Here is a 20,998-nt window from a genome sequence, read left to right as displayed (position 1 = left end):
TCATGACCATTCCCCCGACCGACATCACCGACATCCTGCGCGTGGCCGCCGACAAGGGCGCGTCCGACGTGATCCTCACCGTGGGGCTGCCGCCGCAGTTCAAGCTCCAGGGCGTGTACGACCCGCAGGGCTTTTCCGAACTCGCGCCGACCCAGACGCGCAAGCTGATGTACTCGATGATGAACGAGAAGCAGCAGCGCACCTTCGAGGAAAAGCGCGAACTCGACTTCTCCTTCGCGCTGGGCGAAAAGGCCCGCTTCCGCGTGAACGCCTTTATGCAGCGCGGGAACGTGGGCGGGGTGCTGCGCCTGATTCCCACCCGCATCAAGACCGCGCAGGAAATGGGGCTGCCGCAACAGGTCGTGGACATCGCGAACGCGCCGCGCGGCCTGGTGCTCGTGACGGGGCCGACGGGCAGCGGCAAGAGCACGACCCTCGCCGCGATGATCGATCACATCAACCAGACCAAGCGGTTGCACATCGTCACGATTGAAGACCCCATCGAGTTCATGCACACGCACAAGAACAGCATCGTGAACCAGCGCGAGGTCGGCGCGGACACCCAGAGCTTCAACGCCGCCCTGCGCGCCGCGCTCAGGCAGGCGCCCGACGTGATTCTGGTGGGCGAGATGCGCGACTACGAGACGATCAAGGCCGCCGTCACCGCCGCCGAGACCGGGCACCTCGTGATGGGCACCCTGCACACCAACTCCGCCCCCGAGAGCATTGACCGCATCGTGGACGTGTTCCCCGAAGAGCAGCAGGAGCAGATCCGGGTGCAGCTCGCGGGCAACCTCGTCGCCGTGATGACCCAGCAGCTTCTCCCCAAGGCGGACGGCTCGGGCCGGGTCCTCGCCTACGAACTGCTGATCGCCAACCCCGCCGTGCGCTCCCTGATCCGCGAGGGCAAGACCTTCCAGATCGTCTCGACCATGCAGACGGGTGCCCGCGAGGGCATGGTCACGATGGACGCCTTCCTGGCGAACCTCTACCGCCGCCGCGTGATCACCTACGACGTGGGCGTCGAACGCGCCGTGGACCCCAAGGAGTTCGCCCGCCTCGCCAACGACCCGAGCGCGGGGGTCGGGGCCGCCGCCGGGTACGCTCCCCCCGCGGGCACGGGCGGCGCCACGCCCCAGGCGGCGGGCCGCACCCCTGCCAATCCCACCCTCCCGGGCACGCCCGCGGGCCGCACCGTCGCCGACGCGGGCTTCGGCACGGGCGGGAGCAAGCCGTACGGGCGGGGCTGAGGAGAACAGGTCGTCCTGATCGCGGTCCTGCGTGGCGTTGAAGGGACGCACTTTGTCCCTTCAACGCCACGCAGGACCGCTCTCCTCACGGGTGCTCGCTCTGCCCGGGCCGGACACGTTGAGGGGGGAAGACCCTCAACGTGTCCGGCCACCGCTGTGAGAGGAGAGCGAGCCCACAGGGGCCAGCGCTCCTCTCTTGTCCTCCTCACCACCGACCATTTCCCACTACCCTCTTTCCCATGTGGGCCCAACACGATCTGCGTCTCCGCCCCCTGCCGCGCGGCTTCCACCTCATCACCCGGGAGGTGGTGGCCGCCGTGCCCGAACTCGCGCGGGTGCGGGTGGGGCTGCTTCATGTTTTCATCCAGCACACCTCCGCCAGTCTCGCGCTGAACGAGAACGCCTCGCCCGACGTGCGGCGGGACTTCGAGCGGTCCTTCAATCACCTCGTGCCGGACGGGTGGCCCGAGTTCGAGCACACGCTGGAGGGGCCCGACGACATGGCCGCCCACATCAAGGCCAGCCTGCTCGGCCCCGGCCTGACCCTGCCCGTGCGGGAGGGGCAGCTCGCGCTGGGGACGTGGCAGGGCCTCTACCTGTGCGAGCACCGCGACGAGGGTGGGGCGCGGCGGCTGGTGCTGACGTTGCAGGGCGAGGAACGGTAGCGCGGTTCACCGGGGACCTTCGGCGCTCCGGCGTCCACACGGCAGAGGTGGGATCGGCGGAACGGGGGAGGTGGCCTGACCGCCAGAACCGTTCCGGAGGCGGACGGCCGCTCTGCCCGGCCCGCCCCGGGGCGGGGTTATGCTCGGCCGAGGGAGGGAGTCTCATGCCAGGGACGGGTCGGACCCGACGGGGCGAGGTCGCCGCCAGCATCACCTTCCGCCGGGGGCCCGCCGCCCTGCCCCGGCCATGACGGGCGCCGTGTCCCGGGCGATGGGGACGCTCTACCGGGCCTACCGCCCGCGCATCCTGTTCACCTACGCCCTGACCCTGCTGGAAAACCTCTTCAACCTGTTGTATCCCTTCGCCACCGGCCAGGCCATCGACGGGCTGCTGGGCGGTTCTTACGCGGGCCTCGCGCTGTTCGGGGGCATCTGGCTCGCGCACAGCGTGACCGGGGTGGTGCGCCAGCGTTTCGACACCCGCACCTTCACCCGCCTCTACGGCGAGGTGGCCGAGCGGGTCGTGCTGGGTCAGGCCCGCCGGGGGCTGCCCACCTCGCAGATCGTGGCGAGGAGCGCGCTCTCGCGGGAATTCGTGGACTTCTTCGAGCGCGACGTGCCCCTGATCATCGGGGCGCTGGTGGGCTTCGTGGGGTCGCTGGGGATGCTCTTCGGGTACGACGCCCTGACCGGGCTGGCCTGTCTGGCCCTGCTGCTGCCCGCCCTGTGGGTGAGCCGCCACTTCGCCCGCCGGGCTGTGACGCTCAACCGCGGCCTCAACGACGAACTGGAGCGCGAGGTGGACGTGCTGTCCCGGCCGGGGGAGGGGCCGGTGCGCGACCACTACCGGCGGCTGGCGCTGTGGCGCGTGCGGCTCTCCGACACCGAGGCGGCCAACTGGGGTCTGCTCGAACTGTTCCTGATCGCCCTGGCGGGGTTCGTGATCGTGCGGGCGGTGCGGCTGCCGGGCGCGGAGCCGGGCACCATCTACGCCATGATCGCCTACCTGTGGACCTACCTCGACAGCCTCGCGGGCGTGCCCACCCTGGGCTAGCAGGTCGCGCGGCTGCGGGATATCGGCCAGAGGCTGCGCGTCGAGGGCACCGGGGAGGATGGCGGGGCCGCCCATCCGGACTCCTGACGCCACGGAGAGGGGAGATGCGTGACGAACACCGCCCCACGTCTCACCTTGCCCCCTCGTGAACCCAACCCACCGTCTCCGACGCTCAGCCTCACCGGGGCGTGGTCGGCGGCCCACCCTGCCGGTAGCGGTTCAACCGCCCATCGAGGGTGCCGGTGTGCAGCTCGAAGAGATGGTTGTCGAAGTCGAAAAAGTACAGGGAGCGGCCCTCGCCCTCGACGCGGGGACGTGGAGGGAGGAGGTAGACGCCCAGCGTTTGCAGGCGCTCCCGGCACCCGTCCAGGTCCTCCTCACGAATCTGGAAGGCGATGTGGTTGTACGTCTGGGTGGGCAGCGGGTCCCCCTCCATGACCGCCAGCCAGACCCCACCGAGCAGGAAGAACTTTTCCCGCGACAGGGAGAACGTCGCCTCGCCGCTGAAGTAGACCTCCTCGGCTCCCAGCCCGTCGGCGAGCAGGCGTGTCGTCGCCCCGAGGTCGCGGACGATCAGGGTGAGGTGGCTCAGACCTTGGATCATGTCCTGCCCAGGATGGCAGACGTTTCCCCGGTGCCTACTGCCCCGGCCGCAGCGTCAGCGTCCGCGTCCGGCCCCAGTCCCGCTCGTCGGTGCTCATCGGGAGGTACTCGCCCGCCGCCCACAGCGCCTGCTGGTCGGAGACGTGATCGCCGAGGGGATGGCCGCTCTGTCCCAGGCTGCCCACGTAGAGGCTGCGGTTCATGTCGCTCAGGTCGATGATGTGGCGGTAGCTCGGGCCGTGCGTCTGCCGCAGGGTCTCCGGGTCGGGGCGGGCGACGTTGACGGTGTTCGTGCCGCCGGGCGTGGGGGTGGAGTGGTTGAAGAGCCAGGCGAGAGCCCGCACGCCCCCGAAGGCGCGGTGGTTGCTGGCGACCGTATGGACCCTGCCGTAGGTCCAGCCGTTCAGGTCGGGGCCGAGGCGGGCGCTGAGGTCGGCCACGGCGCGGCTCAGGCTGTCCTGAAGTTCCGAGGCGCAGTCCTGCCGCCCGTCGGTTTCAAAGCGGCACAGCTCGCCGTCTGTCCGCAGTTGGTTCAGCACGGCGAGGCTGCTCACCCGCGTCCCGTCCCCCAGTTCGTCCTGCCCCATCGCCTGAAGCTGGGCGAGCCACGCCTCGAAGATGGTCGCCTCCACGCTGTCGGTCGTCTCGTTCCCGTCCCAGCCCCGCAGCCGGGCGAGGGCCTGGCGGCTGAGGTCGTCCCCCGGGCGGGTGGCGAGCAGGAAGGGTTTCAGGTCACGCCATACCAGACTCACCGTGTCGAGCTGCACGCGCCTCACATCGTCCAGGGACAGGCCCGTGGGTTTCGCGGTCAGCAGACTCGTGATGCGCTCGGCGCGGTACGGCTCGGCCCAGTTGCGGATGTTGCCGAGGTTGAAGGGGTAACCCTCGGGCACGACCTTGTTGTTCGCGGTGACGACGAGGCCGTCGGCGGGGTTGTAGGTGTGGGGGAGCTGCCCGAAGGGGATGTAGCCCTGCCACTCGCGGGTGCCGTCGCCGGGCACGGGGAGCGAACCGTCCCAGCCCCGGCGAACGGGAATACGGCCCGGCGCGTAGTACCCGGTGTTGCCGTCCACGTCGGCGTAGACGAAACTCTGGCTGGGGGCCACGTACCGCTCCAGGGCGGTCACGAAGTCCTGCCAGTTGCGCGCGTAGTTCAGGCCGAAAAAGGCGTCGAAGGTCGTGTCGCCGGGTTGCAGCGCGGTCCACTTCAGGGCCACGCGCGGCCCCGCCTCGCCCGCGCCCACGTCGCTGACGATGGGGCCGTGTTCGCTCTCGCGGACGGTGAGGCGCACGTCGGGGCCACCCTTCACCCGGATGACCTCGACCCGCTCGGTGAGCCTCGCGTTCTCCGGCTCGACATAGAGGTCCTGCACGTCGGGGTTCACGTTCGTCACGCCCCAGGCGACGCGCTCGTTGCGCCCGATCACGACGCCGGGGAGGCCGGGGATGGTCGCCCCGATGGCGCGCAGGCGGTCGCCACGCACGTCCGCCAGATACCACAGCATCGGGCTGGTGAGCGCGAGGTGCGGGTCGTCGGCGAGGATGGGCCTGCCGCTCGCGGTGCGGCTTCCGGCGACCACCCAGTTGTTGCTCCCCTTGCCGGGCACCCGTTCCATGCCCAGGGACCGGGCGGCGGCGAGGTGCGTCCGCAGGGCCTCCAGCGTCGCGTCCGGCAGGACGGGGGCGCGGCTTTCCACCCCCGCCGCCGCGGGTCCGCCCGCCCCGAGTTCGTCCCGGCTGAGGACCGTGGGCGCGCCCTGTGGGTAGGGGGGCAGGACCTCGTTCAGGCCGCGCCCGCCCAGGCGCCGCCGCACGCGGGTCCCCAGCAGCTCGTCGTCCTGATTCCCGCCGAGGTCGTAGGCCATCAGCTTGCTCCACGAGACGCTGTCCACGTCCGTCCAGGGCCCTGGGGTGTACCCCAGGACGCGGAACTCGGGGGCGAGTTTCCCCTGACTTCGGCCCGCGTTCACCCCCGCCGTGTAGGCCCGGACCAGCCGCCGCGACTCCTCCGAGAGGGCGGGGAGGATGCCCTGCGCGGCGCGCTGGAACCCCCAGGTCCGCAGGAAACGGTCTTGCGGGAGGGCGGCTTCTCCCAGCACCTCGGCGAGGCGCCCCTGCGCCACCCGCCGCTGGAAGTCCATCTGCCAGGCGCGGTCCTGCCAGTGGACGAAGCCGAGCGCGAACATCGCGTCCGCGTCGCTGACCGCCCGGATGTGCGGCACCCCCCAGCGGTCGCGCGTGACCGTGACGGGACCCGAGAGGCCGGGGAGGCTCACCGTCCCCTGCACCCGTGGGGCCGAGGTCGCCCGCACCCACAGCACCGCCGCCAGCGCAGCCCCCAGCACCAGCAACACGACCCACAGCACGCCCCGTCCCAGCCGCCCCGCCCACCCTCGCCGAGCCCTCAACGTCATCCCGACCCCCTTTTGAAGTGAGTCCAGAATAAGGGGCCGGGACCGTTACGTCGCGCGCCGCTGGGCGAGGACCGCGCCCGCCAGGATCAGCCCGCCGCCGAGGAGCACGGCGGGCCGCAGCGCCTCCCCCAGGATCAGGAAGGCGAGCAGCACCGTGAAGAGCGGTTCCAGCGTGCCGAGCAGGCTGGCCCGCGCCGCCCCCAGCCGGGCGACCGCGCCGTACAGGGCGGGCACGGCGACGAGGGTGGCGAGCCCCGCCATGCCCACGACCACGCCCCACTGGGCGGCGCCCTCCGGCACGCGCAGGGTCCCGCCCCCCGCCGCGAGGAGCGCGAAAGAGCCGCCCGCCACGAGCGCCATGTGTCCGGTCGAGGCCAGCGGGGCGACGCCCGTCAGCCACCGCTCGGAGGCGAGGAGATAGGCGGCGTACAGCGCCCCCGCCCCGGCGGCCAGGGCCAGCCCCACCGGGTCCCGGTCCCCCGCTCCCGGCACCCCGACCACCAGCCCCAGCCCCAGGGCGGCGAGCGCGACCGCCCCCAGCTGGGCCGCACCGGGCCGCCTGCCCAGCAGCCACCCGAAGAGGATCACGAAGGCGGGCGCGAGGTACAGCAGCAGCGAGGTGGTGCCCGCCGTGATGCGCTCCAGGGCCCCGAAGTAGAGGGTGGTCGCCACGGCATAGATCAGCCCGACGCCCAGCAGCGGCCCGCGCTCCCGCCACGTCATCCCCCGGCCCGCCAGCGGGAGAAGCACGGCGGCCACGAGCCCGAAGCGCCACGCGAGGAGGTCGAAACTGTCCAGGCCCACCTGTCCCCCGAGCTTGCCCCAGATGCCCAGGGTGCCGAAGCCCAGCGCCGACACGAGACCCAGCCCCAGCCCGGCGCGGGTAGGGTGGGCGTCTGTGGGCGGGGCGGCGGGCGTGGTCGTCACGCGGGCGAGCTTAGCGCGGCGGTGGGGGTGGGGGCGGGGTGTCAACCCGGGTCGCTCACCCCGGCTCCGGAACGGCTGCGGCACAATGGAGCGTGTGACCCTGCCGCCCGCCTCCCCCCCTTCCATGCCCTGGCGGGTGGTGGTCCCTCTCCCGGTGCCCGCGCTCGACTACGCCCCCCCCCACGGCCGGGGAGGAGCGGTGCCCGTGGGCTGCCGGGTCCTGGTGCCCTGGCGCGGCGAGCTGGCCGTCGCCCTGGTGGTCGGTGAGGGAGACCCCCACGGCGCCCACCGCCTGCGCGAGGCGGTCCACGTCCTCGACGACGAGGAGGGGCCCTGGGTGCCCCCCCCCACGGTGGAGGCGGTCTGCACCTGGGCGCGGGACGCCCGCCTTCCCGCCGGGCTGGTGTGGGGCGACCTGCTCGGCGTGGGCTGGACGGCGAGGTACGACCACCGCGTCCGGGCGGTGCCGGGGGCCGACCTGGGCGCCTTCGGGCGTCGCGCCCCGGCGGAGGCCTGGACGGGCGCCCGCGACTTCTCTCCCGCCCTCCTCGACGCCATCCGCGAACAGGGCCTGCTGGAGGAGAGCTTCCGGCCCACCTCGCGCACCCGGGGGCTCGTCCGCGCCCGGCCCCTGGACGCCGTGCCCGCCGCCACGAGGATCACGACCGTCCTCCGGGCGGTTGCCGAGGCGCCGACGACCCTCACCCCCAAGGGGCGGCAGGCCTGGGCCTGGCTCGCCGAGCACGGCCCGCAGGCCACCCTGAGCGCCTGGGCACGGGGCGCGGGGGTGGGTGTCGGCGTCGTGTCCGGCGTGGTGAACGCGGGCGGCGCCGGGCCGGTGCCGGTGGAGACGGGGCCGCCCGCCGCCTGGACCTGGCTGACCGAGCGTGGCCCCACCGAGTCCCTCAGCGCGTGGGCCAACGGGGCGACGGCGGACGGGGTGCCCCTCTCGCCCACCGGGGCGGGCACCCTCGTCGCGCGGGGCTGGGCGGACGCGGTGCAGGAGGCCGCGCCGCCCCCGCCGCTTCCCGGGCCGGGGGCTCCCTGGCTGACCCCCGACCCCGACCGCCTGCCGGAAGCCCCGGCGTGGCGGCTGCACGGGGGCCGCTCCCTCTCCCGCTTCCGCACCCTCGCCCCCCGTCTTTCCCGGTTGCTCGCCCAGGGGCGCGGCGTGCTCGTCCTCGCGCCCGACCACGCGACGCTGCGCCGGGCGTGGGAGGGGCTCTCGGGGCTCGCGCAGACGGCGGGCACCCGGGCGGTGCAGGTCAGCGGCGCCCTGGGTGACGGCCAGCGCGAGCACGCCTGGACCCTGATCCGCTCGGAGGAGGCGCGGCTCGTCATCGGCAGCTACCTCGCCCTCACCGCGCCCCTGCAAGGCCCCGCCCTGATCGTCGTGCTGGAGGAGGCGAGCGACGCCTACAAGCTCCCGGCGGGCTCGCACGCCTTCATCCCCGACGTGGCCGCGCGGGTGGCCCAGGCCCACGACGCCGCCCTCGCCCTGGTGGGAAGCGCCCCCGCCGCCGAGAGCGTGCCCCTGCCCGGCGCCGTGCTGCCCCCGCCGCGTGCCCGGGTGCATGTGGTGGACTACGCCAACCCGCCCGAGCAACCCGAACTCGGACCCCTCAGCGGCGTCCACCTCACCCCCGGCGACCTCGGGTACCCGGTCAGCCACGACCTCGCGCGGCTGCTGCGGCAGGTGCAGGAGCGCGGGCGGCAGGCGGCCCTGCTCGCCCCCCGGCGGGGGTACTCGGCGCTGCTGCGCTGCCCGACCTGCGAGCACACGCCCCAGTGCCGCAACTGCGACGTGGCGCTGCGTTTCCACCAGGAGACCCGCCAGCTCACCTGCCACCAGTGCGGCTACCGTGAGTCCGTCCCCGACCGCTGCGACGTGTGCGGCGAGCAGATGTGGAAGGCGCGCGGCCCCGGCACCGAGTGGATCGCCCAGACCGTCGAGCGGCTCGCCCCCGGCCTCCCCGTCTACCGCTACGACCGCGACCGCCAGGACGACCTCTCGCCCCTGCACGCGGGGGAGAGCGGCGTCGTCGTCGGCACCCAGCTCCTCCTCTCGCAGGACGCCCCGCCCGACCTCGCCCTGATCGGGGTGACCCTCGCCGACACCTGGCTCAACCTCTCGGACTTCCGGGCCTCCGAGCGGTATCACCGTCTGCTGCGCCAACTGGCCGAGTGGCACCCGCTGCGGGCGCCGCTGCTCGTCGTGCAGACCTTCCAGGCCGACCACCCGGCGCTCAAGGTTCTCGTCGAGGGCCGCGACGCCCTGGCCTACCCCGCCGCCGAGGAACGGGCCCGCGCTGCCCTGGGCTACCCGCCCCACGCCCGCCTTGCCCAGGTGGAGGTCGCCGCCCGTGACCCCCAGCGGGCGAAGGTCGCCGCGCAGGAGGTCTTCGACGCCCTCCACGGGGCCGGGGCGCACGCGCACGAGGTCCTGGGCCCGGCCCCCAGCCCGGTCGCCCGCCTGCGCGGCGTGTACCCCTACCACCTCCTGCTGCGGGCGCGCGACGACACCCGGCTCGCCCAGCTCCTCGCCACCCTCGACCGCTCGTGGAAGGCGCGGGTGCGGGTGGACGTGAACCCGAGGGGGGGGCTGTAAGGAGGCGTGGGAACCGACATCTACGAGTCCTACGAAGTTTGGGAGGGCGGACGCTGGGTGGAGCGGGTCTTCCAATCTCTTCCCGACCGGGACCACATGACGGAAGAAGCGGACGCTTCCCTCGCCTGCCCCCCTCAACTGGGCCGCAACTCCGCCCTCTTCGCCACCCTGGCCGACGTGCGAAACGGGGTCGGTTTTGCCGGAGTCCGCACCGGGACGGGATACCGCCCCATCTCCCCACCGCGCGGCCTGCCGGGGGACGTGTCGGCGGAGGTCCGGCGGGCGGGTGGGGATGAGGACGGCACCCGCCTGGACTACGGCCACTCCTGGATCACCCTGCGCGAGTTGCTGGAGTACGACTGAGAACAGCGCACGACCCACTACGGGGAGGTGGACGCCGTGGAGTACGCCCGGTTCCGGCGGGAGGGCCGCCCGGGAAGCTGGTCCGCCGCCGTGCTGGACCCGGAGGCCGTCCACATCGGTAATGCTGAGATGGATGCCCTCCTGAAGCGCGAGCCGCACCTCATCGAGCTGTCGCTGGGCGAGCCGCGCTCAGAGCACCGGGCGGCGGGCGATGGCCGGGTCTACGTTACCTCCCTTCGGTGGGAGGAGACCTACGCCGAGGCCGTCGCCCCCTTCGTGGAGAGGACGCTGCCCTTCCTATGTGCCCAGGTGCAGGACCCGGACGACCTGCGGGTGGTGTTCTGGTTCAGCGGTTGAGCCGCCCCACGGGAAAGAGGCGAGCAGCCGCACACGCAGGGACCGGAGGTCCGGGTCTCACCCCCAACCCCTCCCCCTAATTCCTTCCTTCAGCCTGCTACGGTTGACCTGAGCCCCTGGGCTAAACTGCCCCTCATGATTCGCCTCGCCGTCCTCGCCGACCTCCACGCCAACCTGGAGGCGACGCTGGCGGTCCACGCGGACGTGCAGAGGCGCGGCATCTCCGAACTCTGGGTCCTCGGCGACCTCGTGGGCAAGGGGCCGCGCCCGCGCGAGGTGGTGGAGTGGACTCAAGAGCACGCCACCCGCGTCATCCAGGGCAACTGGGACGCCCGCGTCGCCGGGGCCACCCACCGTCCCCAGGACCTCTGGCCGCGCAGCCAGCTCACGCCGGGGCAGCTCTCGTACCTCGCGGGGCTGCCCTACGGCATCGAGGAACAGTTCGGCGGCGCGTGGTGGCGGTTTGTCCACGCGAGCAGCAAGGGCCTCTTCCACCGCCTCTACCCTCACTCCAGCCTCGCCGAGCAGCTCGACGCCTTCGCCCCCAACCCCCAGTTCGCCCTGCGCCAGCACGCCGACGCCCTCGTCTACGCCGATGTCCACGAGACCCTGATGCTCGACGTGGAGGGCCGCCCCCTGATCAACACGGGCTCGGTCGGCAATCCCCTCGACAGCACCCTCCCCAGCTATCTGATCCTCGAATTCGACCCACAGGGCCCCGCCCACACCGCCTCCTTCGTCCGGCTGACCTACGACCGCGCCGCCGAGATCGCCGTCGCCGAGGCGAGCGGGATGCCCTTCACCCGGGAGTACATCGCGGAGCTGCTGACGGGGGCGTACCAGAAGCGGCGGGCGCGGACGGGGGAATGAGCCTGTCGCCCCTGGCGCGTGGCTTGTAGATAAAGATCAAAACCCCGCACACGGCGGGGTCTTCTTGCTGTTCGTCCGTTCTCCACAAGAGATCAGGCCACCCGCCCTCACGCCGTCAGTTCCCCCCGCTCCCGCATCCGCTCGGCGAGCTTGGCGGGCTCGAAGAGGCTGGCGCCGTCCCCGTAGCGCCGCCGCACCGCACTCTGCACCAGCCAGAGGGCGAGGCCGACGCCGACGAGGCTGATGGCGAGGGCGGGCACGCGCATGATCGCGTTGACCTCCGCGATCTGGGCGTTGAAGGCGTCGGTGCCGAAGCGGGCCGTCACCCGCCCGTAGTTCACGACGCTGTTGACCACGCCCCCGATCAGGTCCACCACGGCGAAGGCGACCGTCCCGAGGGCGAGTGCCCGGTGAATCTGTGGGTCGCGCATGGCCTGCTGGGTGGCCGCGCGGTCCTCCGGCTTCTCGCCGATGCTGGCGGCGTCGAGAAAGACCCGGAAGAGGGGCACGCTCGTCGCCGCGCTGATCAGGAAGAGCAGGCCCGTCAGGTACGAGCGGGCGCTGTCCTTGATCGCGTACCAGAAGCCGTCCACGTACCAAAAGGCGAGCGCCCCGGAAAAAATCGCCCCCGCCCCGCCGATGAGGGCCACCGGGCTGACGTTGCGGTTCACGAACAGGTCCACGAGCACGTAGACGACCGGGATCAGGGCCGCGAGCAGGTACGCCCGGATATTTCCCGCCGTGCCGCCCCCGAACACGTTCTCCGCAATGCTGATCCCGCTGCCCAGGATATTCGGGCTCAGGATCAGGATGGGGATGATCAGGGTGAACACGAGGTCCCAGACGGTCTTGGGAACGCCCGCCGCGGGTTTCTTGGAAGGGGTGGCGGGGCGGGGGGTGCGCGGGGCGGTCATGGGGGGCATTCTCTCACCCGAGGGTGAGGGGTCAGTGGAGATGTTTTCGCCTCCCCGACCCCCCACGGCCCCACCTTCCCTGCCGTCCCTCAGTCGGCGTGCCCCGACCCCGCCTGTCCGCGCTTCCCGCTGACCTCCTCGCGCACCTCGGCGATGAGGTAGGTGCAGGCCTCGGCGCAGGGGATCGCGCCCGGCACGCCCGCGAAGAAGGTGCGCGGCAGCTTCTCACCGGCCCACAGCCGCGTCTTGAGGCAGCCGCCGCACACGTCCTTCGCCACGTCCTCGACCTGTTGGGGGGTCGCCCGGGTGACCTTGGCGTAGATGCCGGTCTGGCGGCGCGCGGTCGTCGGCCAGGGGGTCGCGCGCAGGGTGTGGCCGTGCTGGGCGTACCCCTCCTCGACCACGGCGGGGTAGAGGAAGTGGACCCCGCGCGGGAGGTCGGCCTCCGAGAGCACCGCCCGCCAGCCGCGCGGCAGGTTGCGGAAGGTGTGGACGGGGCGGTGGTGCCCTCCCTCGTCCCGCCGGGTGAGGTCGCGCAGGCCCTCCGGGGTGACGGCGGTGGTCAGGTCGTCGGCGGGCTGCCCCTCGTCGAGGGCGTGCCGCAGCTCGAACATGCCCGCGTGCGGGGTGATCAGCGCCTCCCCGAGTCGGGTGCCCCGGCGCGCGAGGTCGAGAAAGGCGGCCCAGGCCCCGGCGTGTCCCCGCTCCTCGTCCCCGCCCCGCTCCGACGCCCCGCGCGCCTCCTCGGCGAGGTGCAGCACCACGTCGGCGACCGCCGGATGGGTGCCCACCGGCCTCGCGTAGTACACCGTCTGCGCCCCGTGCGGGTTGTCCGGAAACACGGTCACCTCGCCCGTCAGGCCCATGTCCTCGGGGATGGTCTCCAGCGTGTGCCACCCCTCCGAGGCGAAGAAGGGCACGACGACCACGCGGCGGGCCCCCACCCGCTCGGGCCACGTCCCCACCTTGGGTTCCTCGTCGAGGAAAAGGGCGTGGACGGACGCGAACAGGCCGCTCTCCCGCAGGCGGTCGGCGTTGCCGTAGATCACCCGGTTGGAGTTCTCGTTGCGGGTGGTGCCGTGCCCCAGCACGATCAGGGCGGTGTCCTGCGCGCTGAGGTCGGGCAGCACCTCGCGTGCCCGCGCCAGGATCACGTCGCTCATGCCCGGGTGGACGCCGTAGGGGAGGGTGTAGCGCACCGTCCGCCCGCCGAGGACCCGGGCCACGCCCTCCGGGGGCACCGGACCCTGGTGACCCAAGCCGAGTTCGCGCGGGATCACCGTCTCGGTGAAGTAGCCCTCGGAGATGAACATGGGGATCACCGTCACGTCGGTGCTCGCGGTGGTTCTCAGCACCTGCCGGAGAGACGGCTCTTCCTTCCAGTAGCCCTCGACCACCTCGTCGAAAAGGCCGCGCCCGCGCAACAGCTCCGCGTAACGGTACACCGCGCCCGCCGACTCGCCGTTGAGGTGGGAGCCGTGACCGATCAGGACGAGAGAACGCATACCCGGCAATCTAACGCGGCGCCCCGCGCGCGATTGTCCCGCCTCACCCGCTCGCCCGAGCCCGATAAATCGCCCTGAAGTGTGCCCTCACGCACGCTCCCGAAGAGGTGCGTAGGTTGAGAGGCGTCCGCACGCTCTTCCCCCGACACCCCACAGGAGGTGCTCCCATGTTCTTCCAGCAACGTGACCGCCACGAGCAGATGGCCCGCCTCGACCCCCGCGACACCAACATGGACGGCGTGGTCAGCCCACAGGAGGCCGCCGCCTACATCCACGACTACATGCAAAACGCCTCGCCCGACGAGCGCCAGCAGATCATGCGCGAGTATTTCGGGCAGATGCCCGCCGACCAGCGGCGGCAGATGGGCGACGCGATGGTGCAAAGCCCCTACAGCCCGGTGCAAAATGTCCGCCCCGACGACGACGACGACCTGATCGACGCCTACACCCGCACGGCGCAGGCGCCCGCCCAGGATGGCCGCAGCCCGCTGGAGGCCGCCTTCGGCCAGGGCGGGGCCCTGAGCAACCCGCTCGTCAAGGCCGGGCTGGTCGGCCTCGCCGGGATGATCGGCAGCCGGATGCTGCGCCGCTGACCTCACTCCTTCCCGAGCCCCCGGTTCATGTGGCCGGGGGTTGCGTCATTCCCCACCCTGGGAGATGGGGGAAGGGGTTGCGACCTTGCGCCGAACCCAGCCGCTACAATCGCCCGCGATGCCCCTCTCGTACCTCACGCGCATCGCGCAGACGCCCGCCCCCACCTTCGAGGAGGAGGCGCGCGCCGGGCTGATGGCCGAGCTGTGGGGGGGCCTCGGTTACCGCACCGAGCGCGACGAGGTGGGCAACGTCCTCACCCGCCTGACCCCCCCCGGCACCGAGGGCCGCCCCGCCCTGCTCCTCGCCGCCCACCTCGACACGGTGTTCGCCCGCGGCACCGACGTGACCGTGCGCGAGGAGCGCGGCCGCCTGATCGGCCCCGGCGTCGGCGACAACAGCGCCAGCCTCGCGGTCGTGACCGCCCTCTTGGAGGGCCTGCGCGGGCAGGAGGGCACCCTGCGCCGCCCCCTCTGGGTGGCCGCCAACGTCGGCGAGGAGGGGCTGGGCGACCTGCGCGGAGCCAAGCACCTCCTCGCCCGGCACCGCCCCGAACTGGGGGCCTTCATCGCCGTGGACGGCTACCTTGGTGTGGCGGTTACCCGTGCCGTGGGCGTGCGGCGTTACCGGGCCGTCTTCCTGGGGCCGGGCGGGCACTCCTGGGGGGACCAGGCCCCCAGCGCCCTGCACGCGCTCGGCGTGGCGATCAGCGCCCTGTACGCCCTGCGCCGTCCCCTGTCGCCGCGCACCACCCTCAACGTGGGCCTCGCCTCGGGGGGCACGAGCGTGAATTCCATCGCGGGGAGTGCCGACCTCCTCCTCGACCTGCGCTCGCTCGATCCGCAGGTCCTCGCCGACCTCGACGCGCGGGCGCAGGCGGCGATCCACTCTGCCGCCCGCGAGGTCGGGGTGAACGTCCACCTGGAACGGGTGGGCGACCGCCCCGGCGGCGACCTGGGGGCCGAGCCCCTCCTCGACCTCGCCCGCGACGCCGCCTCCGAGCACCGCACCGACTTGCGCCTCGCGTCGAGCAGCACCGACGCCAACGCCGCCGTCCCCCACGCCCTGCCCGCCATCGCGGTCGGCGTCTACCGCGGCGGCAACGCCCACCGCGAGGACGAGTGGGTCCAGGCCAGCAGCCTTTCTCCCGGCCTGCGCTTCCTGCGCCGGATCGTGGACCTCTACCAGCGCCGCCCGGTGGCGTAGGAGCGGTCAGCTCTCAGCGATCAGCTTTCAGCCGCAGGGAGCCAGCGCCAACAGCTCAGGGCGGACGTGTCCCGGTTCACCCCCCACTTCGGACCCCGGCCTGAGGGGAGAGAACGCCGCGCAGTGACGGCTGAGCGCGGACCGCTGAAGGCTTTTTTTGTGACTCACGCGCCTTTTTCGGCCCACCAACTTCCCATCTGTTCAGAGCAGAATGAGGGGACCCATGATTCCCTCCACACGCCGCCGTGCGGCCTCCCACCTGTCCGTGTTCCTCGCAGCCGCGACCCTGCTCACGACCGGACCGCTGGGCCCGGCGGCGGGAGCCCAGGGCGCGGCCCCCGCCTCGCCCGCCCAGGCGACCTTCGATCAGGTCAACCTCCTGCTCCAGCAGGAATACGGCGGGCTCTCCACCGTGGACCGGGTGGCGCTGGGGCGGGAGTACCAGACGCGGCTCGACGCCGTGTGCGCGCCCACGCCGTTGATCTGCCCCGCCGAGAAGGCCTACCCCGTGATCGAGGCCGAACTCAGCGCCCTCGGCGACGAGCACAGCTTCTTCCAGACGCCCGAGGACTTCCAGGACTTCGTGGCGAGCGCCACGGGCGGCAACCGTCGCCAGTTCGGGGTCAAGCTCGCCCCCCTCGACGGCGAGAACCGGGTGGTGCTGGAGGTCGTGCCCGCGAGCGCCGCCGAGGAGGCGGGCCTGACACGCGGGGACGTGATCCTCACCCTCGACGGCCAGCCGTATACCTTCGCGGGACTGCGCGAGGCGCGGATCGCGGGCCGCACGGTGAATCTCGGGCTGGAGCGCGCGGGACAGCCCCTGACCGTCCCGCTGACCTCGCGGGACAGCTCCACCCGCGACCTGCCCCGGCTGAGCTTCGCGGGGGCGGCCCAGAATGTCGCCGTCTTGCGCATCCCGACCTTCCTGGCGGGCGGCGGCATCGCCCAGCGGGTCCACGACCTCGTGGGCGAGGCGCGCGGGCGCGGGGCTCAGGGCCTGATCGTGGACCTGCGCGGCAACACGGGGGGCAGCCTCGCCGAGTGCGACAGCTCGGTGAGTGCCTTTGTGCCCGCCTTCACGCGGGTGGCGCGTGGGGCGGACGGGAACGACTCCACCCGCGTGAGCCGGGGGGTGCGCTTCGAGGGCGGCCGCAGCCTGGGCGGGGTGCAGAGCCCGCAGCTCTGGACCGGGCCGCTCGCGGTGCTCGTGGACCGGGGCAGCGCCTCGTGCAGCGAGTTTTTCGCCTACGAGGTCCAGTACGCCGCGCGCGGCCCCGTGATCGGCGCGGCCACGGCGGGCGTCGGCAACACGGCCACCCGCATCTTCCCGGTGGGCGAGGACGCCGCCCTGCAACTCACCATCCTCAACTACGCCAAGCCCGACGGCACCCCCTACCCCGTCCGCGTGACCCCCAACGTCGCCCACGACGGCGGTGAGGCCGACATCCGGCTCCTCACGCGCGGTCAGGATACCCTCCTCAACCTCGGCCTCCAGGCCCTCTCCACCGCCCCGACGGTCACCCAGGATCAGGACCGCTCGCGCCCCTGACGGCGGGTCGTCTGACGCCCCGGGTCATGGCCGCGGACCTGGGGCGTGCCCCTGCTCAGGGCAGCCGGGAGCGCAGGGCCGCGAACTCGCCCTCCAGGCGGTAGGGCCCGAGAGCGGCCGGGAGCACCACGGAGTCGAGCGCCCCCAGGGTCACGTCCTCACCCTGCCACGTCAGCCGCGCCTCCCCGGACAGCACGGTGACGGCGTGGAAGCTCTCGCCGCGCGTGTCGCCCATCACCGCCTCCCCCCCCGCCAGACGTTCGAGGACGAAATAATCGCAGCGGGTGAGTTCCTGCGCCTCCCCGGCCCGGGGCGGGTGGCTGCGCTCCACGGCGGCCTGGGCGTTCGTCGTCACCAGGGCGCTCTCGCGCAGGTGCAGGGCGCGGCCCGCGCTCGGGGGGCGGTCCCAGTCGTAGACGCGGTAGGTCAGGTCCGAGGTCTGCTGCACCTCGTACAGAAAGAGTCCCGGCCCGAGCGCGTGCAGCGTCCCGGCAGGCATCAGGACCGTGTCCCCCGCCGAGACGGGCTGGCGGTGGGCGTGGTCCATCACCCGGCCCTCCAGAATGGCGGCGCGCAATTCGTCGGCCCCGGTGCCCGGCCGCACCCCCGCGATGAGTTCCGCCCCCGGCTCCGCGTCCAGGAGGTGCCACGCCTCGGTCTTGCCGAGGTGGCCCTCGCCCGCCAGGTCGCGCGCCTGCCCGTCGTCCGGGTGGACCTGCACGCTCAGCCACTCGGCGCAGTCGAGCAGCTTGATCAGCAGCGGAAAGCGGGTGCCCTGCGCGCGGGTCCCGAGCATCTCGCCCGGATGCTCGGCACTCACCTCCCCGAGCGTGCGCCCGGCGTGCGGTCCCCCCTCGACCACGTTGCCCTCGTAGACCACCCACGCCTCGCCGACGGGCGCCCCGGCCTCCGGAGCAAGCCGCCTGCCCCCCCACACACGTTCCGAGAGCCGAGCCTGGAGGACGAGGGGTGCGGCGGTGGGAGAGGTCATGCTCCGCATCATGGCAGAGGGCACCACCCCGCCGGTACGAACGTGCCGACACGAGAAATCTCGCCTGACCCCTTGGGGGACCAGGCGAGACGAAGATCGGGGAAAAAGCTCAGGCCTGCACGCGGTTCGGGCGGCTCACCACGCTGCGGGCGTCCTCGTGCTTGGAGCCCGCCGCGTAGCCGACCTGGGCGCCGAACTGCCACGCGAGCTTGATCATAAACTGGATGGCGTCCTCGTCACCCGCCCGGATCAGGGTCCGCAGATGCTCGGGCAGGCCCTCGGGCAGCGGCATGGCCCCGAGCTGCTCACCGTACTCCGCGCGGAGCTGTTCGAACCACTCGGCGTAGGGGTTGGTCATACCCCAATCTTAATACAGCCACGCTCAAGGAATGTAAGTGACATCCTTCATGGACGGGTCGGGGGCGAGGGGTGGGGGCTGGCTATGCAGGCGGCGGAGTTTGCCTCCCGGGCACTTTTTCCTTTCCCCAATGGTGTTACGCTTCACGCATGACGGCGACCCTGAACCCCAACCTCCAAGACGGTGCGCCCGCCCGTCCTCTCACCATCAGTGAATTCGGCGCCCAGAAGGCGCTGGCGATCCTCTCCCAGAGCGGCAAGGAACAGGCCGGAGTCCGCGTGTTCATCAAGAGTGGCGGATGCAGCGGCTACCAGTACGGCATGGCGATTGACGACCGCGAGCTCGAAGGCGACACCGTGGTCGTCGACCGTGGGGTGAAGCTCGTGGTGGACCGCATGAGCCTGCCCCTCCTGCTGGGCAGCGAGGTGGACTTCGTGGAGAACATGATGGGCGGCGGCTTCACCGTCCACAATCCCAACGCCACCAGCTCCTGCGGCTGCGGCCACTCCTTCCGCACCGACGGCTCGCAGTCCCCCGACGGGGCGGGCAGCGGTGGCTGCGGCAGCCACTGACGCGCCCGAGCCCTCCCGCCCCACACCGCCCGCGCCTCCCCGCCGGGCGGTTTGTCGTGCCGGTCTGCGGTCTGTGGCCCGGGACACGTCGTCCGGCACGCGGAAAATCACCGGCGGCTTTTCAGGAACTTGCTATCCTGCCCCCATGATCGTGCTCGGCGTGGACCCCGGCCTGGCGAACCTCGGCCTGGGACTGGTGGAGGGGGACGTGCGCAAGGCCCGCCACCTCCACCACATCTGCCTGACCACCGAGAGCGCCTGGGTGATGCCGCGCCGCCTCCAGTACCTCCATTCGGAGGTCTCCCGCCTCCTCGCCGAGTACCGGCCCGACGCCGTGGCCATCGAGGACCAGATCCTGCGCCGCCAGGCCGACGTGGCCTTCAAGGTCGGGCAGGCCTTCGGGGTGGTGCAGCTCGCGTGCGCGCAGGCGGGGGTGCCCGTCCATGCCTACGGCCCCATGCAGGTCAAACGCTCGCTGGTGGGCACGGGCCGCGCCGACAAGGAGCAGGTGATCTACATGGTCAAGGCGTCCCTGGGCCTCGGCGAGCTGTTCAACAACCACGCCGCCGACGCGCTCGCCCTGGCCCTGACCCACCTCGCCCACCAGTCCGTGGTCTCCGCCTCTGCCGCCCGACTCGTGCGCAGCTAGGCTGGGGCCCCAAGTGTCGGTCGTCCTCCCGCTCGCCGCGTCGGTGCTGCTGACCTTTGCGTGGCTGTGGTTCTTTGTGCGGCGCGACCGCCACCCCGAGCCGCCCTGGCTGCTCGCGCGCACCTTCGCATGGGGCATGGTGGCGTGGGCCGTCTCCGCCGCCTTCGAGGGCAGCTTTCAGCGGTTGGACGCGGCGCTCCTCGCCTTGCTCCTGGCGGCGGTGGTCGAGGAGGTCACCAAGTTCCTGGCGGCGAGCACGGCGACCACCGAGCGCGCCTTCGACGAGCCGATGGACGGGCTGGTCTATGCGGTCACCGCCGCCCTGGGCTTCGCCCTGCTGGAAAACGTCACCTATACCCTGGGGTTCGGCACCCCCGCCGCCACCTGGCACGCCCTCCTCACCACCCTGGCCCATGCGCTGTTCAGTGCCCCGCAGGGGTACGCCCTCGGGGGCCGGCACCTGCGGGGCGGGCGCTGGTGGCGCTCACGCGGCCTGCTCCTGAGCATCACGCTGCACGTCGTGTTCAACGGGCTCGTGACCGGCCGGGCGGGCTGGCCCCAGCTTGCCGTGCTGGGCGCCGTCGTGGTGCTGATGGCCGTGCTGGCAAGCCGGTACTACCTCCACTTCGAGGAGCACGCCCGCAGCAACCCGCAGCCGCGCTCCCGCTGAGCCGGGCGTTCCCCCGGTAGGGCCCGCTCTCAGAGCGTGGGATGCCCGGCCCGCCCGTCCACCCAGTGCTCGCCCTCCTCGTCCGCCTCGTGCTTCCAGACGGGGAGGTGGACCTTGAGATGCTCGATCAGGAAGTCGCACGCCTCCAGGGCGGCGCGTCGGTGCGGGCTCGCCACGCCGATCAGGATGCTCGCCTCGCCGGGCAGGAGCTTGCCCAGGCGGTGCTGGATGACCATGCGCAGTTCGCCATGCCGCCTGCGTGCCTCGGCGGCGGCCTCACGCATCACCTTCTCGGCCATCGGGGTGTACCCCTCATACTCGATGAATTCCACCTGCTTGCCCCGGTTGGGCGAGCGGACGGTGCCCACGAAGTACGCCTGCGCCCCGTGCTCCGGCCGAACCAGAAAGCTGTCGGCCTCGGCAAGCGACAGGGGAGAGGTCACCACCTCACACCGAACCCCGTCCTCGGAACCTCCCGCCACCGGGGGAAGGAAGGCCACCTCGTCCCCGGGCAACAACGTCTGGTCCGGTGTGGCGTACGTCTCGTTGACCGCCACCATGCAGCCGCGCAGGCTGAGGCCATGCCGCGCCTCGACCAGGGTCGCCAGGTCGCGCACCGTCGCGCCGCCCGGGACCTCCGCGCTCGTTGTTGCCAGCCCCGATTCACGCCTCAGGCGCGCGAAAAACACCACCTTGACCTGCATGGCCGGAGGGTACCACGCCCTTCCAAGCGAAGACCAAGGCCCGGGGGTTGACAGCCAGGGAGATGGCCTGTATCTTTTCTGAGCCTCGGTTGAGGCGAGCCGCATGACAAGCGAAGGTGTGAGCGAGAATGCAACGTCCGGTGCGGGCCGAGAGGCCAGCGCTGAGAGACGAGACGGT

21 protein-coding genes are annotated in these 20,998 nt (G+C 72.2%); 13 read left to right on the top strand and 8 right to left on the bottom strand.

From position 1 onward, the window contains the following. Window positions 1-2 precede the first annotated feature (2 nt). The 3 genes from IC605_RS12970 to IC605_RS12960 all read left to right on the top strand — a co-directional run bounded on the left by IC605_RS12970 (window position 3) and on the right by IC605_RS12960 (window position 2,969). Window positions 3-1,250: a type IV pilus twitching motility protein PilT gene (locus IC605_RS12970; protein WP_216324600.1), complete on the top strand. Its 1,248-nt coding sequence runs from the start codon at window positions 3-5 to the stop codon at window positions 1,248-1,250. Between the two features lie 239 nt (window positions 1,251-1,489). Beyond that, a complete protein-coding gene (locus tag IC605_RS12965; protein WP_216324597.1) occupies window positions 1,490-1,915 on the top strand; it encodes a secondary thiamine-phosphate synthase enzyme YjbQ in 426 nt (141 codons plus the stop codon). Between the two features lie 247 nt (window positions 1,916-2,162). Then, window positions 2,163-2,969: an ABC transporter six-transmembrane domain-containing protein gene (locus IC605_RS12960; RefSeq protein WP_216324594.1), complete on the top strand. Its 807-nt coding sequence runs from the start codon at window positions 2,163-2,165 to the stop codon at window positions 2,967-2,969. 178 nt (window positions 2,970-3,147) lie between these two features. Here the strand turns inward: IC605_RS12960 and fosX are convergent, their stop codons facing one another. The 3 genes from fosX to IC605_RS12945 are packed head-to-tail and all read right to left on the bottom strand — an operon-like array spanning window position 3,148 to window position 6,913. After that, complete coding sequence (gene fosX / locus IC605_RS12955; protein ID WP_216324591.1) at window positions 3,148-3,573, bottom strand: FosX/FosE/FosI family fosfomycin resistance hydrolase; 426 nt, start codon at window positions 3,571-3,573, stop codon at window positions 3,148-3,150. Between the two features lie 34 nt (window positions 3,574-3,607). After that, entirely contained in the window at window positions 3,608-5,986 is a 2,379-nt protein-coding gene (locus IC605_RS12950) for a penicillin acylase family protein (protein WP_216324588.1), read from the bottom strand. Between the two features lie 45 nt (window positions 5,987-6,031). Continuing rightward, entirely contained in the window at window positions 6,032-6,913 is an 882-nt protein-coding gene (locus tag IC605_RS12945; RefSeq protein WP_343216608.1) for a DMT family transporter, read from the bottom strand. Window positions 6,914-7,037: 124 nt separating this feature from the next. On the opposite strand from IC605_RS12945, the gene priA reads away from it, so the two are divergent. The 4 genes from priA (at window position 7,038) to IC605_RS12925 (ending at window position 11,111) form a co-directional block, all read left to right on the top strand. Continuing rightward, window positions 7,038-9,521: a replication restart helicase PriA gene (gene priA / locus IC605_RS12940; RefSeq protein ID WP_246580808.1), complete on the top strand. Its 2,484-nt coding sequence runs from the start codon at window positions 7,038-7,040 to the stop codon at window positions 9,519-9,521. Between the two features lie 6 nt (window positions 9,522-9,527). Then, window positions 9,528-9,884, top strand: coding sequence for a hypothetical protein (locus IC605_RS12935; protein WP_216324580.1), 357 nt, complete (start codon window positions 9,528-9,530; stop codon window positions 9,882-9,884). 36 nt (window positions 9,885-9,920) lie between these two features. Continuing rightward, window positions 9,921-10,241 carry a hypothetical protein gene (locus tag IC605_RS12930; protein ID WP_216324578.1) on the top strand — a complete coding sequence of 107 codons (321 nt, stop codon included), beginning with the start codon at window positions 9,921-9,923 and terminating at the stop codon, window positions 10,239-10,241. 135 nt (window positions 10,242-10,376) lie between these two features. Beyond that, window positions 10,377-11,111 (top strand): metallophosphoesterase family protein, encoded by a 735-nt coding sequence (locus IC605_RS12925; protein ID WP_216324576.1) that lies wholly within the window; start codon window positions 10,377-10,379, stop codon window positions 11,109-11,111. 107 nt (window positions 11,112-11,218) lie between these two features. Here IC605_RS12925 and IC605_RS12920 read toward each other — a convergent pair whose 3' ends face one another. Together IC605_RS12920 and IC605_RS12915 are read right to left on the bottom strand one after the other, a co-directional pair. Further along, on the bottom strand, window positions 11,219-12,025 hold the full coding sequence (locus tag IC605_RS12920; RefSeq protein WP_216324574.1) for a VC0807 family protein: 807 nt from the start codon (window positions 12,023-12,025) through the stop codon (window positions 11,219-11,221). Between the two features lie 89 nt (window positions 12,026-12,114). Then, window positions 12,115-13,530, bottom strand: a complete 1,416-nt coding sequence (locus IC605_RS12915; RefSeq protein ID WP_216324572.1) for a DR2241 family protein — start codon at window positions 13,528-13,530, stop codon at window positions 12,115-12,117. A 167-nt stretch (window positions 13,531-13,697) separates the two neighbouring features. On the opposite strand from IC605_RS12915, the gene IC605_RS12910 reads away from it, so the two are divergent. The 3 genes from IC605_RS12910 to IC605_RS12900 all read left to right on the top strand — a co-directional run bounded on the left by IC605_RS12910 (window position 13,698) and on the right by IC605_RS12900 (window position 16,876). Further along, window positions 13,698-14,123 carry a hypothetical protein gene (locus IC605_RS12910; RefSeq protein ID WP_216324570.1) on the top strand — a complete coding sequence of 142 codons (426 nt, stop codon included), beginning with the start codon at window positions 13,698-13,700 and terminating at the stop codon, window positions 14,121-14,123. Window positions 14,124-14,241: 118 nt separating this feature from the next. Beyond that, entirely contained in the window at window positions 14,242-15,327 is a 1,086-nt protein-coding gene (locus IC605_RS12905) for a M20/M25/M40 family metallo-hydrolase (RefSeq protein ID WP_216324567.1), read from the top strand. Window positions 15,328-15,550: 223 nt separating this feature from the next. Beyond that, complete coding sequence (locus tag IC605_RS12900; RefSeq protein WP_216324564.1) at window positions 15,551-16,876, top strand: S41 family peptidase; 1,326 nt, start codon at window positions 15,551-15,553, stop codon at window positions 16,874-16,876. Window positions 16,877-16,931: 55 nt separating this feature from the next. Here the strand turns inward: IC605_RS12900 and IC605_RS12895 are convergent, their stop codons facing one another. Both IC605_RS12895 and IC605_RS12890 read right to left on the bottom strand, forming a co-directional pair. Beyond that, window positions 16,932-17,867: a type I phosphomannose isomerase catalytic subunit gene (locus IC605_RS12895; RefSeq protein ID WP_246580801.1), complete on the bottom strand. Its 936-nt coding sequence runs from the start codon at window positions 17,865-17,867 to the stop codon at window positions 16,932-16,934. Between the two features lie 109 nt (window positions 17,868-17,976). After that, complete coding sequence (locus tag IC605_RS12890) at window positions 17,977-18,225, bottom strand: DdrH (RefSeq protein WP_216324558.1); 249 nt, start codon at window positions 18,223-18,225, stop codon at window positions 17,977-17,979. A 149-nt stretch (window positions 18,226-18,374) separates the two neighbouring features. Here IC605_RS12890 and IC605_RS12885 point away from each other — a divergent pair, with 149 nt between their 5' ends. The 3 genes from IC605_RS12885 (at window position 18,375) to IC605_RS12875 (ending at window position 20,116) form a co-directional block, all read left to right on the top strand. Next, the gene (locus IC605_RS12885) at window positions 18,375-18,797 is read left to right on the top strand and encodes a HesB/IscA family protein (RefSeq protein WP_216324555.1); all 423 of its coding nucleotides are present in this window, start codon (window positions 18,375-18,377) and stop codon (window positions 18,795-18,797) included. A gap of 145 nt (window positions 18,798-18,942) precedes the next feature. Beyond that, window positions 18,943-19,446 (top strand): crossover junction endodeoxyribonuclease RuvC, encoded by a 504-nt coding sequence (locus IC605_RS12880; protein WP_216324553.1) that lies wholly within the window; start codon window positions 18,943-18,945, stop codon window positions 19,444-19,446. 13 nt (window positions 19,447-19,459) lie between these two features. Further along, entirely contained in the window at window positions 19,460-20,116 is a 657-nt protein-coding gene (locus IC605_RS12875) for a PrsW family intramembrane metalloprotease (RefSeq protein WP_216324550.1), read from the top strand. Window positions 20,117-20,145: 29 nt separating this feature from the next. Here the strand turns inward: IC605_RS12875 and moaD are convergent, their stop codons facing one another. After that, window positions 20,146-20,820 carry a molybdopterin converting factor subunit 1 gene (moaD, locus tag IC605_RS12870; protein WP_216324548.1) on the bottom strand — a complete coding sequence of 225 codons (675 nt, stop codon included), beginning with the start codon at window positions 20,818-20,820 and terminating at the stop codon, window positions 20,146-20,148. Window positions 20,821-20,998 lie beyond the last annotated feature (178 nt).

The sequence above is a fragment of the Deinococcus aestuarii genome, assembly GCF_018863415.1.
Taxonomy (GTDB): Bacteria; Deinococcota; Deinococci; order Deinococcales; family Deinococcaceae; genus Deinococcus; species Deinococcus aestuarii.
The sequence above is the reverse complement of the archived record's forward strand: the minus strand, read 5'-3'. Positions and strand labels throughout refer to the sequence as shown.

Excerpts from the sequence above, each read along its gene's own strand:
- IC605_RS12965 (WP_216324597.1), top strand. The coding sequence starts at position 1,490 with ATGTGGGCCCAACACGATCTGCGTCTCCGCCCCCTGCCGCGCGGCTTC.
- IC605_RS12960 (WP_216324594.1), top strand. The coding sequence starts at position 2,163 with ATGACGGGCGCCGTGTCCCGGGCGATGGGGACGCTCTACCGGGCCTAC.
- IC605_RS12950 (WP_216324588.1), bottom strand. The coding sequence starts at position 5,986 with ATGACGTTGAGGGCTCGGCGAGGGTGGGCGGGGCGGCTGGGACGGGGC.
- moaD (WP_216324548.1), bottom strand. The coding sequence starts at position 20,820 with ATGCAGGTCAAGGTGGTGTTTTTCGCGCGCCTGAGGCGTGAATCGGGG.
- IC605_RS12900 (WP_216324564.1), top strand. The coding sequence starts at position 15,551 with ATGATTCCCTCCACACGCCGCCGTGCGGCCTCCCACCTGTCCGTGTTC.
- IC605_RS12915 (WP_216324572.1), bottom strand. The coding sequence starts at position 13,530 with ATGCGTTCTCTCGTCCTGATCGGTCACGGCTCCCACCTCAACGGCGAG.
- IC605_RS12910 (WP_216324570.1), top strand. The coding sequence starts at position 13,698 with ATGTTCTTCCAGCAACGTGACCGCCACGAGCAGATGGCCCGCCTCGAC.
- fosX (WP_216324591.1), bottom strand. The coding sequence starts at position 3,573 with ATGATCCAAGGTCTGAGCCACCTCACCCTGATCGTCCGCGACCTCGGG.
- IC605_RS12895 (WP_246580801.1), bottom strand. The coding sequence starts at position 17,867 with ATGACCTCTCCCACCGCCGCACCCCTCGTCCTCCAGGCTCGGCTCTCG.
- IC605_RS12885 (WP_216324555.1), top strand. The coding sequence starts at position 18,375 with ATGACGGCGACCCTGAACCCCAACCTCCAAGACGGTGCGCCCGCCCGT.
- IC605_RS12890 (WP_216324558.1), bottom strand. The coding sequence starts at position 18,225 with ATGACCAACCCCTACGCCGAGTGGTTCGAACAGCTCCGCGCGGAGTAC.
- IC605_RS12880 (WP_216324553.1), top strand. The coding sequence starts at position 18,943 with ATGATCGTGCTCGGCGTGGACCCCGGCCTGGCGAACCTCGGCCTGGGA.
- IC605_RS12920 (WP_216324574.1), bottom strand. The coding sequence starts at position 12,025 with ATGACCGCCCCGCGCACCCCCCGCCCCGCCACCCCTTCCAAGAAACCC.
- IC605_RS12970 (WP_216324600.1), top strand. The coding sequence starts at position 3 with ATGACCATTCCCCCGACCGACATCACCGACATCCTGCGCGTGGCCGCC.
- IC605_RS12925 (WP_216324576.1), top strand. The coding sequence starts at position 10,377 with ATGATTCGCCTCGCCGTCCTCGCCGACCTCCACGCCAACCTGGAGGCG.
- priA (WP_246580808.1), top strand. The coding sequence starts at position 7,038 with ATGCCCTGGCGGGTGGTGGTCCCTCTCCCGGTGCCCGCGCTCGACTAC.
- IC605_RS12905 (WP_216324567.1), top strand. The coding sequence starts at position 14,242 with ATGCCCCTCTCGTACCTCACGCGCATCGCGCAGACGCCCGCCCCCACC.